General features: G+C 51.2%; 15 protein-coding genes. 1 reads left to right on the forward strand and 14 read right to left on the reverse strand.

The genetic code is table 11. The features are described from left to right. The first annotated feature begins 73 nt into the window (after nucleotides 1–73). Complete coding sequence (locus tag QWF21_RS01235) at nucleotides 74–979, forward strand: tRNA/rRNA methyltransferase (protein WP_330086212.1); 906 nt, start codon at nucleotides 74–76, stop codon at nucleotides 977–979. On the opposite strand, the gene QWF21_RS01240 is transcribed toward QWF21_RS01235, so the two are convergent. The 14 genes from QWF21_RS01240 to QWF21_RS01305 all read right to left on the reverse strand — a co-directional run bounded on the left by QWF21_RS01240 (nucleotide 976) and on the right by QWF21_RS01305 (nucleotide 13,009). Further along, nucleotides 976–2,202, reverse strand: coding sequence for a sugar phosphate nucleotidyltransferase (locus QWF21_RS01240; protein ID WP_330086213.1), 1,227 nt, complete (start codon nucleotides 2,200–2,202; stop codon nucleotides 976–978). The genes QWF21_RS01235 and QWF21_RS01240 overlap by 4 nt on opposite strands. A gap of 110 nt (nucleotides 2,203–2,312) precedes the next feature. Beyond that, nucleotides 2,313–3,044: a LytR/AlgR family response regulator transcription factor gene (locus QWF21_RS01245; RefSeq protein ID WP_330086214.1), complete on the reverse strand. Its 732-nt coding sequence runs from the start codon at nucleotides 3,042–3,044 to the stop codon at nucleotides 2,313–2,315. Next, nucleotides 3,022–4,155: a sensor histidine kinase gene (locus QWF21_RS01250; protein WP_330086215.1), complete on the reverse strand. Its 1,134-nt coding sequence runs from the start codon at nucleotides 4,153–4,155 to the stop codon at nucleotides 3,022–3,024. The genes QWF21_RS01245 and QWF21_RS01250 overlap by 23 nt, the downstream gene beginning before the upstream one ends. Beyond that, on the reverse strand, nucleotides 4,148–5,386 hold the full coding sequence (locus tag QWF21_RS01255) for an ABC transporter permease (RefSeq protein ID WP_330086216.1): 1,239 nt from the start codon (nucleotides 5,384–5,386) through the stop codon (nucleotides 4,148–4,150). The genes QWF21_RS01250 and QWF21_RS01255 overlap by 8 nt, the downstream gene beginning before the upstream one ends. Then, nucleotides 5,379–6,089, reverse strand: a complete 711-nt coding sequence (locus QWF21_RS01260; RefSeq protein ID WP_330086217.1) for an ABC transporter ATP-binding protein — start codon at nucleotides 6,087–6,089, stop codon at nucleotides 5,379–5,381. Before QWF21_RS01260 ends, QWF21_RS01255 begins: the two co-directional genes overlap by 8 nt. A gap of 1 nt (nucleotide 6,090) precedes the next feature. Further along, nucleotides 6,091–7,242: an efflux RND transporter periplasmic adaptor subunit gene (locus QWF21_RS01265; protein WP_330086218.1), complete on the reverse strand. Its 1,152-nt coding sequence runs from the start codon at nucleotides 7,240–7,242 to the stop codon at nucleotides 6,091–6,093. Between the two features lie 16 nt (nucleotides 7,243–7,258). Continuing rightward, nucleotides 7,259–7,954, reverse strand: a complete 696-nt coding sequence (locus QWF21_RS01270; protein ID WP_330086219.1) for a YIP1 family protein — start codon at nucleotides 7,952–7,954, stop codon at nucleotides 7,259–7,261. Then, nucleotides 7,947–8,201, reverse strand: coding sequence for a superinfection immunity protein (locus QWF21_RS01275; RefSeq protein ID WP_330086220.1), 255 nt, complete (start codon nucleotides 8,199–8,201; stop codon nucleotides 7,947–7,949). Before QWF21_RS01275 ends, QWF21_RS01270 begins: the two co-directional genes overlap by 8 nt. A 161-nt stretch (nucleotides 8,202–8,362) precedes the next feature. Continuing rightward, the gene (locus QWF21_RS01280; RefSeq protein ID WP_330086221.1) at nucleotides 8,363–8,608 is read right to left on the reverse strand and encodes a DUF1653 domain-containing protein; all 246 of its coding nucleotides are present in this window, start codon (nucleotides 8,606–8,608) and stop codon (nucleotides 8,363–8,365) included. Beyond that, on the reverse strand, nucleotides 8,592–9,020 hold the full coding sequence (ruvX, locus tag QWF21_RS01285) for a Holliday junction resolvase RuvX (RefSeq protein WP_330086222.1): 429 nt from the start codon (nucleotides 9,018–9,020) through the stop codon (nucleotides 8,592–8,594). The genes QWF21_RS01280 and ruvX overlap by 17 nt, the downstream gene beginning before the upstream one ends. Then, nucleotides 9,020–9,577 (reverse strand): YqgE/AlgH family protein, encoded by a 558-nt coding sequence (locus QWF21_RS01290; protein WP_330086223.1) that lies wholly within the window; start codon nucleotides 9,575–9,577, stop codon nucleotides 9,020–9,022. Before QWF21_RS01290 ends, ruvX begins: the two co-directional genes overlap by 1 nt. Before the next feature lie 61 nt (nucleotides 9,578–9,638). Then, nucleotides 9,639–10,592 carry a glutathione synthase gene (gene gshB / locus QWF21_RS01295; RefSeq protein WP_330086224.1) on the reverse strand — a complete coding sequence of 318 codons (954 nt, stop codon included), beginning with the start codon at nucleotides 10,590–10,592 and terminating at the stop codon, nucleotides 9,639–9,641. A gap of 7 nt (nucleotides 10,593–10,599) precedes the next feature. Next, complete coding sequence (rsmE, locus tag QWF21_RS01300) at nucleotides 10,600–11,325, reverse strand: 16S rRNA (uracil(1498)-N(3))-methyltransferase (RefSeq protein ID WP_330086225.1); 726 nt, start codon at nucleotides 11,323–11,325, stop codon at nucleotides 10,600–10,602. Between the two features lie 112 nt (nucleotides 11,326–11,437). Further along, nucleotides 11,438–13,009, reverse strand: a complete 1,572-nt coding sequence (locus QWF21_RS01305) for an AbgT family transporter (protein ID WP_330086226.1) — start codon at nucleotides 13,007–13,009, stop codon at nucleotides 11,438–11,440. Nucleotides 13,010–13,149 lie beyond the last annotated feature (140 nt).

The following is a 13,149-nucleotide window of genomic DNA, read 5'->3' on the forward strand; positions in this document are numbered from 1 at the left end:
AGCATACTCTGTTCTGGTGGTTTTGTCATGCCAGCTGCTACAATAGCGTTTTTTATGCATCGCAAGGTTGTTTATGTCCGGCGCCCCCTCTTCCAAACGTCCTGCTGCCCGCCCCGCGCGAGCCAAGAGCGCAAAACCCTGGGCCGAGAAATCCAGCAAAAATGCCTCCCAAAAAAACAAGCGGCCTACGCAGCCAGCGGCTGCCAGAACAGCGAAAGCAGCGCCAGAGCGGGCGGTATCGCCAAGGGCGGCCGAGCAAAAAATTTATGGTGAAAAAGCCTGTCAGGTGCTGTTTGCCAGGCGGCCGGAAGCCATTATCCGGTTGTATCTGAATCAACAGCAGGCGCCAAAATGTGCCGCCATGATGAAGTACCTGGCCAAAGCCAAAAAGGCTTATCACCTGGTGGAGGATGCCGAGTTGGATAAGCTGGCTGGTAGTCAGCACCATGGTGGTATTGTGATGCTGGTGCAGCAACCCGAGTCGTTGCCGCTGCATCGTTACCTGCGTCAGCAAAAAGACGCCAACAGTGATTTGATCCTGGCGATGGATGGCGTCAGTAACCCGCACAACCTGGGGGCCATTGCCCGTACCTGCGCCCATTTTGGTGTCAAAGCCATCCTGTTGCCGGAGGCGCAGTTGCTGTATTCGGGTGCGTCGGTACGCACTGCAGCCGGTGGCGCCGAGTTTGTGCAGGCGGTGCACTGTGAAAAGCTACCTGAAGCGCTGCTGCTGTGCCGTCAGGCTGGTTATCAGTTGATGAGCACCTCCAGTCACCAGGGCGAGTCTTTGTATCAAGCGACTTTGCCAGCCAAAGCGGTGATGGTGTTTGGCGAAGAGATGTTTGGTGTTTCCAAAGCGGTGGCACAAAAAGCCGATACCCTGCTGCGGATCCCCGGCACAGATCAGGTTGAATCGTTGAATGTGAGTGTAGCGGCAGCCTTGATTATTGGCGAGTGGTACCGCCAGCATGCTGGCTAGTGCAGATCATGCAAAGTGCTGATACCTAGCTGACTGCTACTGACGATCACCAGCCCGGATGGCAGTCGCTGATAGCGCTGACTATCGAGCCGGGCATTGAAACCTATGCTGCTGTGTTCAGCAATACGGCAGTTCTCAGTGACAATCACTTTTCGTAATTTGCTGTTGGCACCCACTTCAATCTGCCCCAGCAGCACACAATCCTCCAGCTCTGCACCCTGATGAATGCGGCAATGGCTGCCAATGACCGAATGCCGGATGCTGGCAGCCGACAGCTCGCAACCAGCACCTATCAGACTGTCCTGAATACTGCTTTTTTCCGAACCAGCAAAATAGCTGGGTGCCACCGGTTCTTTACCAAAGACCGGCCAATGCTCATTGTGCAGTCGCACGGCCGGGTTTGCTCCCAGTAAATCCATATGCGCCTGGAAGAATGCATCTTGGGTGCCGACATCCCGCCAGTAAGGCTTGGTTTCACCAGGGATCAGGTGATTGGAAAAGTCGTAAACGCACACAGTCTCATGCCGAAAGAGGCTGGGGATAATGTCGTTGCCAAAGTCGTGACTGGATAAGGGGTGCTCGGCATCGTCCAGCAAGGCGTTAAATAAACAAGAACGATTAAACAAGTAGTTGCCCATGGATACCAGCACCATACCGTTGGCATCGGCCAGATGGCAGATTTGATGCAAGGCCGGTTTCTCGTAAAAAGCCGTCAGATGGTGGTTATCATCCATCGCCAGCACCCCAAAGTGTGGTGCCAGCGCCAGTGGTACCGGCATGGCCGCTATGGTCATGCCGGCATCCTGTGCCAGGTGAAACTCCAGCAGGGGACGGAAATCCATTTTGTAAATGTGATCAGCGCTTAGCACCAATAAGTGAGTGGCCAGGCTGTGCTCCAGTTGCTGCAATTCCTGGTAAATCGCCCCTGCAGTGCCTGGTAATTGCGTATCCCGGGTTTTCACCAGGTGCATATCGGCTGGGCAGCGGTGTTTGGACCACTGTTGATGCAGGTAATGATGCAACCCATCAACCTGATACTGACCCAACACCCAAATCTCATCGCACTCTGAGTTAATGCAGTTGCTGAGCACAAAATCAATCACCCGGTAATGACCGGCAAATGGAATAGCAGGTTTGGCGCAGTGACTGGTCAGGGGGCGCAGGCGATTGCCTTTACCTCCGGCCAGAATAATGCACCCCATTCGTTGATGCTGCTTTGGCATGCTGCTACTCCGGTCAATTTGTCGTTGATGGACTAGTAGGTATAGCAAAAACTGCCAGAATTGCTTTGCGCTGCATCATATGAAGTGGTGATATTTTGTGCAGTCTGGCTTTAGAACGCCGAAAACCATTGCTTGAGTTGCTGTGCCTGACGCCGGCTGACTTCAATCTGCTGGCCATCATTGAGTACTGCCAACAGACTGCCCGCTGCCATGCCGGGTTCAATATGAGCGATGGCATCAATACGGATGATATCGGAGCGGCTGACTTTAAAGAAATGCTCCGGGTTTAGCTTTTGTTCGATACGAGCCAGTGAGCTGTGCAGAAAGCTTTTGCCGTGCGGCGTATAGACAGCTGCATGATTGCCAATACTTTCAAAGCGGACAATTTCATGCAGCCGCACAATACGGTTAATGTCGCCAAACTTCAGCAAGATACCATGCTGTTCGGGCAGATAGTGCTGGTTGCTTGCAGGGTTGCTGGCTTCTGGTTGTTTGTCTGCCAGTAAGCGTTGCATGGTGTGAGCCAGCCGTGCTGGTGCTATGGGTTTAAGCAGATAATCGACCGCATTCAGGCCAAAGGCATCCAGCGCATAGCTGTCATAGGCGGTGCAAAATACAAAGCGGATCTGTGCTGGCAGGGTTGCCGCCAGTTCCAGACCTGTGACTTCCGGCATTTGAATATCCAGAAAAACCAGGTCCAGCTCCTCCTGTTGCAGATACTGGTGGGCCTCTTTGGCATTGGCTGCTTCACCAATAAGCTGACACTCCGGGTGAGCTTTTAGCAAACGTTTTAATTCGCTGCGGGCCAATCGCTCATCGTCAACGATCAGGGTGCGTAGCATAAGGCAACTCCAACGTAAGGTGGAAGAAAGTACTGCTTTGTTCAAGCTCAATCCGGGCTTTATCGCCATGCATCAGTTGCAGTCGTTTGCGGCAATTGTTTAATCCGGTACCGGTAGAGCTTTGGTTGGATTGGGCTCCGACGCTGTTTCGCAGCGACAGTTGCCAGTGGCTTTTCTGCCGGCGTGCGATTAATTCAATAAAGCCAGGCTCCGGATTTGGGCTAATACCATGCTTGATAGCATTCTCCAGCATGGTCAGCAGCATCAGGGTAGGTAAAGGCTGTTGCAGCAGACTATCATCTATCTGGACACTAAGTTGCAGCCGCTGCTCCAGGCGGATTTGCTCAATATGCAGATAGGTCTGACACAGCTGCCACTCTTCTTGTAAGCTGCTGGTGGGGCGCAGATGGGCTTGCAAATGCACCCGGAATAATTCCGATAGCTGTGTCAGGGTATCGGCGGCTTTGTGCTGGTCTTCAAAAATCAGCGCCCGTATGCTGTTTAAGGTATTGAACAAAAAATGTGGGCTTAGCTGATTCGTCAGTTGCTGCAAACGGGCTTGCTGCATTTCCTGCTGCAGCGCTTTGCGGCTTTGCAGCATTTGCCAGCCCAGATAAATTAAGCTCCAAAAGAGAAACAAACTAAGGTACATCAACCACATCATGATCATGAGCGTGGTTAATGTAAACTGCATCTGCAGGCCTTCAATACTATCTTTTTGCACCAGAGTGATTTGTTGCATATCGGTTTTACTTAGAGCCGGAAGATAGGATGCAAAAGTACTCACAGTGGCCAACAGCAGTGCCGCCAGACAAAGCCAGCCTGACAGCTGAAGTAGCGCAGACAGAGAAAACCCGCGCTGGTAATGAATTTTCAGTGGTGGTCGTAGTAGAAAATGACTCAGGATCACAAAGACACTGGCTTCCAGCAGGAAGCGAATAAAAAAGATGAGCACCAACTCCGGCTGTTCAACCTGGAAAAAAGGCAAGGTATAGAGCATATAAAACAACAGGAACAGCACAAAAGTGAGCGCCTGGCCAAGCCGGTACGGCTTACTGCTTTGCCAGCACAGCTGCCAGTGGTGTTGCCAGATAGAGCTTGGGTTATTCATAACGTAAGGCGTCTATAGGGTTTAATCGGGATGCTTTAATGGCCGGGGCCAGGCCAAAAACCACTCCTATCAGGGTGGTAAAACCAATTGACAGGAGTATGGCCCATAGCGGGATCAAGGCATCTGGCATGGCAGGTAACATTAAACCAATAAAGCTGGCAATACCAGCCCCAAGTGCCAGGCCGATAATACCGCCAAATAAAGACAGTACCAAAGCTTCCACCAAAAACTGCAGCAGGATAAATTGCGGCGTTGCGCCCAGCGCCTTCACAATGCCTATTTCACGGGTGCGCTCGGTGACCGACACCAGCATAATATTCATAACCCCAATACCACCGACCAACAGACTGATGCCGACCACACCACCAGCCACCAGCGTAATGCTGCGGGTGATGGTATTAAATTGCTCTATCATTCGCTCGGCGCTGACAAATTCAAAAGGGTCCGGCTCATCGGTTTGCAGTTTATGCCGCTGCCTGAGGATGGTACGCATTTGTTGTTGCACTTGCTCTGGATCTGCACCTGCAGCAGGACGAAACAAGATATCAATGTTACGCGCTGCCCGCTCACCATTTAATGCCCGAATGGTACTGAAAGGGGCAATGATGTAGTTATCCTGATCAAAGCCAAACAGACTGCCTCTCGCTTCAGCCACACCAATAATGCGAAACCAGTCGCCGGATAAGTTGATAAATTCCCCCACCGGGTTGGCGGGCAGATCCAGTTTTTGGATCAGCGACACGCCAATAAAAGCCACCCGCCGCCTACGGTCATCATCGCTGGCTGATAAAAACCGGCCCAGCTCCGGATAGACCCGTACGACATTCTGATAGCTGCTGTCGGTACCGATGATCTGGGTTTGAGTGCTGTTGCGGCCATAGTACACCTGTGAGCCCATGCTAAAGGCTTGCATGGTAGCGGTCATATCTTCGACCTGATGCACCCGGTTTTTCAAGACCAGAAAATCATCATGATGCAAGTAGTTAAAGTTTCCCAGCATTTGCTGGTTGGTAGGGGTGTAGGCCCGCAAGGTCACCATATCGCTGCCTAAATCATCCAGTTGGCTGGTGATGCTGTGGCTAAGGCCTTGCATAATGGCTACCACCGTAATAACAGCGGCTACACCGATAATAATACCCAGAGTTGTCAGGGCACTGCGCAATGCATGAGCCCGAATGGAGGAAAAAGCAGCTTTACTGCCTTCAAAACTGGCATGAATTAACTTAAACATGCAAGCGTGCTCCTTGTTCATTGCGCACATCCTGTTCGACCTCGCCATCGACCAGCCGGATAACCCGCTGACAGTGATCGGCAATGTCTTGCTCGTGCGTGACCAGAATAATGGTATGGCCTTCCTGATGCAGTTGATCGAACAGCGCCATGATTTCTCTGCTGGTTTTGCTGTCCAGGTTACCGGTTGGCTCATCGCCTAACAAAATACGTGGTTTGGTCACCAAAGCTCTGGCAATAGCAACCCGCTGGCGCTGGCCACCGGACAACTGGTTGGGGAAGTGGCCGGTTTTATTGGCCAACCCAACCCGTTGCAAAGCGTCGAGTGCCATAGCCTGTCGTTTTTTATTGCTCATGATTCGGTACACCAAAGGCTGCATGACATTGGCTAGCACAGTGGCTCTTGGCAACAGATTAAAACTTTGGAAAATAAACCCTACGGCTTCATTGCGCAGTGCTGCCAATGCTGCTTCGTTCAGGGTGGAGACATCCCGACCTGCCAACTGATAGTGGCCATTGCTGGGAGTATCCAGGCAACCAAGAATATTCATCAGGGTAGATTTGCCGGAACCGGAAGGGCCGATAATGGCGACATAATCGTTTTCAGCAATACTCAGGTTAATGTGCTGCAAAGCGTAAAAGGTCTCACCAGCCATAGGGTAGCTTTTACTGACTTGCTGCAACTCAATCACAGATGCTGGCATCTTATGGCTCCTGCAGGCTGGCATTAATGCGGCTGCCATCCTGAATTCGCAGCAGAGTACGGGCCGGGCCAATAATCACCTGCTCTCCCACGGTTAAGCCAGACAGAATCTCCTGAGCAATATCGGTGGCAAGCCCAAGTGTCACAGGCTGCTTATTGGCTTGTCCATTTTCTACCTTCCAGACAAAGGCGCTATCACCATCCTGCTGTATTGCTGCAATGGGTACCTGTATGCCGGCATCTTGCTCCGATAAAATAATTTCAGCCCGGCAACTCATGCCTGGATACAGGGCAATGTCCCCCGGCTCAAGCAGCACTTTTACCCGAAATGACAGGCTTTGGCTTTGGTTCATATTACGGGCTGAGGTGGCTATTTGAATAACCTCGCCGGGAATGGCCTGATGCGGGTAAGCAGCGGCGAAAGTCTCTGCTCGCTGCCCAAGGTGGACATTGGCAATATCGGCTTCATCAACCCGAAGCTCTGCCAGAATGGCGCTGGGATCGGCCAGTGTCATTAAAGGTGAGCCAATAATATTGGTGCTGCCGGCAATTACGGTTTCACCTGGCTTGATATCGACGGTAGAAAGCAAGCCAGCAATTGGGGAGCGGTAGATAGTTTTACTGAGGTTATCTTCTGCCATGGCAAGGCTGGCTTTGCCTTGCTCTAATGTTGCTTTGGCGGCAGCTATATTAATGTGAGCAATATCCAGTTGGCTCTGCAGACTATCGATGGTTTCCTGTTGCACCAGACCGGTTTGATGCAGTTGTTGTTGCCGGGAAAACTGCCGCTGTAAATCAGCTAGTTGTGCTTTGGCCCGTTCAATATCAATCTGTTGACTGCGCACCATGGCGCGGCTGCGGTTGACATCGGCTTCAAAAGCCGTGGGATCCAACCGCATCAGCATCTGGCCTTTTGCTACCGTATCACCTTCTTCTACCAGTACTTCCAGCACCCGGCCGGTGACTTCGGAACGAATCTGGATCTGAGTATTAAACTCCAGGTTGCCCGAGGCAAGAATGCTATCGGCTAAAGCACCTTCGGTTACCAGCACAGTACTGACGCTAATAGCTTGTTGCGATTGCCGGTATTTGCTAAGAGCTACCAGTCCAGCCAGCAGCGTAGCAATCAGCAGTAAAATAACCAACTTTTTCATAGTTGCCCCAACTAAGTCAGATAAAGACAGCCCAAAGACCAAAAATAATCAACAATGGTAGCGCCGCGAGTAAGGTACTTTTAACCGGCGAATAGCCGCTCCAGCTGTGTAAACCAGTGGCCATCAAACCAACCATCCAGAAGTAAATTAAGTTCAGGTTATCTGCCCAGGCAAACCAGGCATCGCCAGGTTGCAGGCCCAGCAGCAGTTGATTGATAGACAAAAAGTTAGCCGCATTAAGTGGCAGATTGGGATCGTTGCTTACGGCAATCAACACCATCAGTCCAAGCATCACCAGCAAATAGGGCATGTAGCTCCATACTGCCAGTGCATACCAGTCACCGTAAGCGCGTTTGGTGCCAGGGTTCCCCACCAACATGAGGTAGAGTGCGAGTAAAGCCAGTATGATGGGCGTCATCACGATAGCGCTGCCTAAGGCAATAAGTGGCATTTTGTCGGCCATTTGACCGAAGAGTGCCCGGCTTTGCTCTATCTCTGCTGGTGTCATCTTGTGAGCGCTGGCAGCGATTTGCTGTTCTACCAGCCACTCTGGGCTCATGCCCTGAAAAAGCCACCAGGAAGCAAAAGCACTGCTAACCAGCAGCAGGATAAAAGGAAGCCAGCTCCAGCCTTTCTTTGCTGGCAGAGCATCTAATAATTGCTTGGGTGCTACGTAGATATCCAGTAGCCCCTGTGACATTGTTTTACTCATTTTTCGCTCCTTGTTTTGATGCTAACAATTTCCCACTAATGGCAACCCCCATCAGGGCAAACCAGGCAAGCATAGAAAAACCCGCCGGAATATTGGCGATGGCTATTTTGCCAAGATGGCGGCGATTAAAAATCAACGCCAATAGGGTCGGGATAAAATAAATCGCTAAAAACAGGGGGACAAACCAAAGCAAAAAGATCAGGTTACTTTGCTCCAGTACGTGTGCCCACTCAGTCGCATCAAACATAGCATTCTCCTTGCAACCAGCTAAATTAAAATTGGTAACGATTTTTTACAATCGCTGCAGTAGATGCCACAAATGATAGTCATGTGCAAAAAAACAGCTGGAAGAAAAGTGATGAGCGGCTAAATAAAGGGATTTTCGGTCAATGCCGCAGGTTGCAAGAGTCAGGCTGGAGGGGTATCGCCCAGGTAGCGAAAACGAGGTAGCTGTGTACCTTGGTATTGCACTTGTTCACTGAACATCGCTAGTGGCCGGGCCCACAGTGATGATGCATCATACAGTGGCCGGTAGATAACCAGCCATTCTTCAGTTTCGCTGTGACGGGCTACATCCAGCACCTGATAATAAGGGCCTTTGTAGTGTTGGTAATAGCCAGGCTGAATAAGGGGATTGTCAGGCCTGGTTTTCATACCAGCTCTCAAAAATAAGCACCGCCGAGACGCTATCGACTTTGTCCTTACTGAGGTTACGAAAGCCACCTTCAGCAAAGAGTTGTTGTCTGGCATCGGCAGTGGTAAGACGCTCGTCATGCAGTTCTACTGGCAGCCCAAAGCGTCCATGCAGGCGATTGGCAAACTTGCGGGTGCGCACGGTAAACTCTTGTTCTGTGCCATCCATATTCAGTGGCAGGCCAACCAGTAACAGATCCGGTTGCCACTCCTTAAGCAGTTTTTCAATCTGGTCCCAATCAGGAATACCATCGCGGGCCCTCAAAGCAGCCAGTACACTGGCGCTGCCGGTCAGTTCCTGACCGATAGCAACGCCAATGCTTTTGGTGCCGTAATCAAAGGTTAATACTGAGCGGTGTTTATCTGTACTCATTAAGCATGTCCTGCGGTACTGCTCAGTTGCCAGGTTTCAATGCCCATTTTTTTGGTGGCTGCCTGCCATTTGTAGGCATGGGCCAGGTCAAAAATGATGCTGCTATCGGCTGGGATCACCAGCCAGGAGTTATCGGCGATTTCCTGCTCCAGTTGACCGGCCACCCAGCCGGCATACCCCAAAGCCAATAAAAACTTGTCCGGGCCTTCGCTAGTAGTCAGGTTTTGCAGGATATCTTTAGACGTGGTGATCATCAGATCATCGTCCAGTTGCATACTGCTTAGATAGCCTGGCTGTGCTTTGTGCAGCACAAAGCCGCGATCAGCCTGTACAGGGCCACCGGCACAGACGGCTTGTTCTGTGATCGGATTTTTTGGGTCGTACTCGATATCCAGTTGTTGCAGTAAATCGCCTATAGTTGCTTTTAGTGGGTGATTGATGACGATGCCCATGGCACCCTCGGCATTGTGTTCACAGATATAGGTCACGCTGCGTTGGAAAAATGGGTCTTGCAGCGATGGCATAGCAATCAAAAAGTGATGCTCAAAGGTATTCATGCTGCGCTCCTTCATTCGCTACCTGCCGACCTTATTGTTGGCAGGGAACAGACCAGGTACTTCATTGACCGAGCAGTTGTTCGATGGCATCAAACAACTGACCAGTGATATGCACGGGAGCTTCGGCTTCAATTTCCCGTACACAGGTGGGGCTGGTGACATTGATCTCTGTAAGTTTATCACCAATTATATCCAAACCTACAAAAATAAGTCCTTTGGCTTTTAACGTTGGGCCCACCGCTTCGGCAATGGCACGATCAGTGTCGCTCAGTGGCCGCACTTCACCACGGCCGCCGGCAGCTAAATTACCACGAGTTTCACCCTTGGCTGGGATCCTGGCCAGCACATAGGGGATAGGCTCGCCATTGACCATTAAAATGCGTTTGTCACCCTCGCTGATGGCCGGCACAAATTGTTGCGCCATGGCATAACGGCTGTTGTGGCCGGTCAGGGTTTCCAGTACCACGCCAACATTTGGATCATCGGCTTTCAGACGGAAAATCGAAGCGCCGCCCATACCATCAAGTGGCTTGATGATGACATCCTGATGCTGTTGCCAGAAGGCTTTGAGCCGGGCTGAGTCGCGGCTTACCAGCGTTTTAGGGGTGTATTGGCTAAACCAACTGGTGTAAAGCTTTTCATTGGCATCGCGCAGGCTTTGCGGTTTGTTGACAATTAAACAGCCTTGTTGCTCGGCCAGCTCCAGCATGTAGGTAGCGTAGATGTACTCGGTATCAAAGGGCGGATCTTTACGCATCAGGATGGCGTCTAAATCCCCTAATGCAATATCTTGTTGTTGCCCAAACTGGTACCAGTTGGTTGGATCTTCTTCTACCATTAACAGCCGGGTACGAGCCCTGGCTTGTCCTTCCAGCAGATACAAGTCTGCCATTTCCATGTAATGGATGGTGTAGCCACGGCGCTGAGCTTCCAGCAGCATGGCAAAACTGGTGTCTTTTTTGATAGTGATGTCCGCAATGGGGTCCATCACAATACCGATACTAAGTGCTGTCATAAGATCCTCAGGCGAGATCGCCAAATTGCAGCTGCAGGGCACTGATGGCCGTTAGGGCAGCTGTTTCGGTACGTAATACACGAGGGCCAAGCCGAATGCCCAGATAACCAGCTGCCAGCGCAGCTGCCATTTCCTGCTCACTAAAACCACCTTCAGGGCCAATCATCAGGCGAATGCTTTGGGCTGGCGCTAATGTCTTTATGGTGTCGCTGGCCCACGGATGCAAGGTCAGCTTCACATCTTTTGTTGGTTCGGCCAGCCAGCTTGCCAGTGGTAATGCTGGTTGGATCTCAGGTACCTGGCTGCGGCCTGATTGCTCGCAGGCAGAATGCACAATTTTTTGCCATTGCTGCTGCTTTTTTTCCAAACGCTCACCATCCAGCTTCACGCCACAGCGTTCTGAAAATAAAGGTGTTATAGCACTTACCCCTAGCTCCACTGCTTTTTGGATGGCAAAGTCCATCCGGTCGCCACGCGAGATCACTTGCCCCAAATGCAAGTGTAGGTTGGACTCGGTTGCATTTGGCTCTGAACTGGTAACAGAGACCTGCACTTGCTTTTTGCTGAGGTGCTCAATCTGGGCTGAGTAATTTTTGCCATCACCATTAAATAGCTGCAAGGCATCACCTGGTTGCATTCTTAGCACCCGGCCAACGTGAGCGGCGGCTTCGTCAGGTAAAGACAAAGACGAGGTATTCAGTGGTAAGTCGACAAAGATTCTGGGTATGCGCATAGGATGTTAAGGTTAGTGCGAATTACTCTATGGTAGCAATTTGCAGCGCATAGCCAAAGAAAAACCCGCCGTAGCGGGTTTAGTGGCTAAAAGGTATTCGGCAAGCGATCGCTTATTTTGCCGGGAAACTATGGCTGGCTCCGACACCGAGTGGGATATCAAAGCCCCAGAACAACAACAGGAAAGCGGTCCAGCAAACCAGCAGGGTCACGGTAAAGGGTAGCATCAGGGAGATGAGGGTACCAATACCACTGGATTTGACGTATTTCTGGCAGAACACCACGATCAGTGGGAAATAAGGCAGCAGTGGCGTAATGATGTTGGTACTGGAGTCACCCACTCGATAAGCAGCCTGAGTTAAGTCTGGTGATACGCCCAGCTCCATCAGCATCGGCACCATGATGGCGCCAATTAAAGCCCACTTGGCGGAAGCAGAGCCGACCATCAGATTGACAAAACCGGTCAGCAGCACGATGCCAATCAGGGTAAAGCCCATCGGGAAGGCCATTTCTTTTAACCAGTTGGCGCCTTTAATGGCCATCAAAGCTCCCAGGTTGGACTGGCCAAAAGCATAGATAAACTGAGCACAGAAAAAGGCCATCACTATGTAATAGCCCATACCGCTCATGGCTTTACTCATGCCTTCAACGACATCGCGGTGGCTTCTCACTGTACCAGCGACATAGCCGTAGACGACGCCCGGAATTAAAAAGAAAATAAAGATCAATGACACGATAGAGCGCATCAGTGGCGCCGCTGCATCGGCCAGTTCACCTGTGTCGGTGCGCCAGGCAGAGCCTTCCGGCAGGGCGGAAATCACCAGCAAAACAAAAGCAGCTACCATAGAAAAGGCAGCCCACATCAAACCTTTTTTCTCACGGCTGCTCAGCTCATCCATCACTGGTAAGTCGGCCGCATCGGCATCTACCTGAGTGTTTTTCAGCCGTGGTTCAATCACTTTATCGGTCAGGAACCAGCCAACCAGAATCACCAGGAAGGTGGAAGCCGTGGTGAAGTAAAAGTTGTTTAGCGGGTTGATCACCAGATCGGCTGCCGCCGGATGGGCGGATAAATTCACCGCTTCCTGGGTAAAGGCAGCCAGCATCGGGTCCAGGCTGGATGGAATAAAGAAAGTTGCGGAAAAGCCGCCAGACACGCCGGCAAAAGCGGCGGCAATACCAGCCAACGGATGGCGGCCCGCTGCGTAGAAAATCACGGCTCCCAGTGGGATCACCAGTACATAGCCGGCATCGACCGCGACATGACTGAGAATACCTACCGCAATCAGCACAGGGGTAAGCAGCATTTTGGGTGTGACACTTAAAATAGACCGAAGGCCTGCATTAATAAAGCCGGTATGCTCAGAAACACCCAGACCGAGCATGGCTACCAGCACAATTCCCAGAGGAGCAAAGGTAACGAAGGTATTGACCATGCGGGAGGTAAATTCTGTGAGCGAACTGCCTGCCAGCAGGTTGGCAATTTGAATGGATTCGCCAGTACGGGGATCCACTTCATTAAAGCTGACGCCAGACAGCAGCCAGGAAGCGACCCAGACAAATACCATCAAGAGGGCAAATAAAATAGCCGGATCGGGCAGTTTATTCCCGACCACTTCAATCGCGTTCAGAGCGCGATTGAGCATGCTCTGCTTTTCAGCTGGAGCGGCCTGTTGTGCGGACATAGGTTTTCCTTGTAATTTTTATGGGGCGAGCGTGCGCCATGTTCCCCTGAAACTTTGATTGTGATAGCGGTCTGAACATCAGTTCTCAGACAAGGCTGCCTTATCATACACAAAAAACAGTTTGGTGAAACTGTTGACTG

The organism is Alkalimonas mucilaginosa (assembly GCF_036327005.1).
Lineage (GTDB): Bacteria > Pseudomonadota > Gammaproteobacteria > Enterobacterales > Alteromonadaceae > Alkalimonas > Alkalimonas mucilaginosa.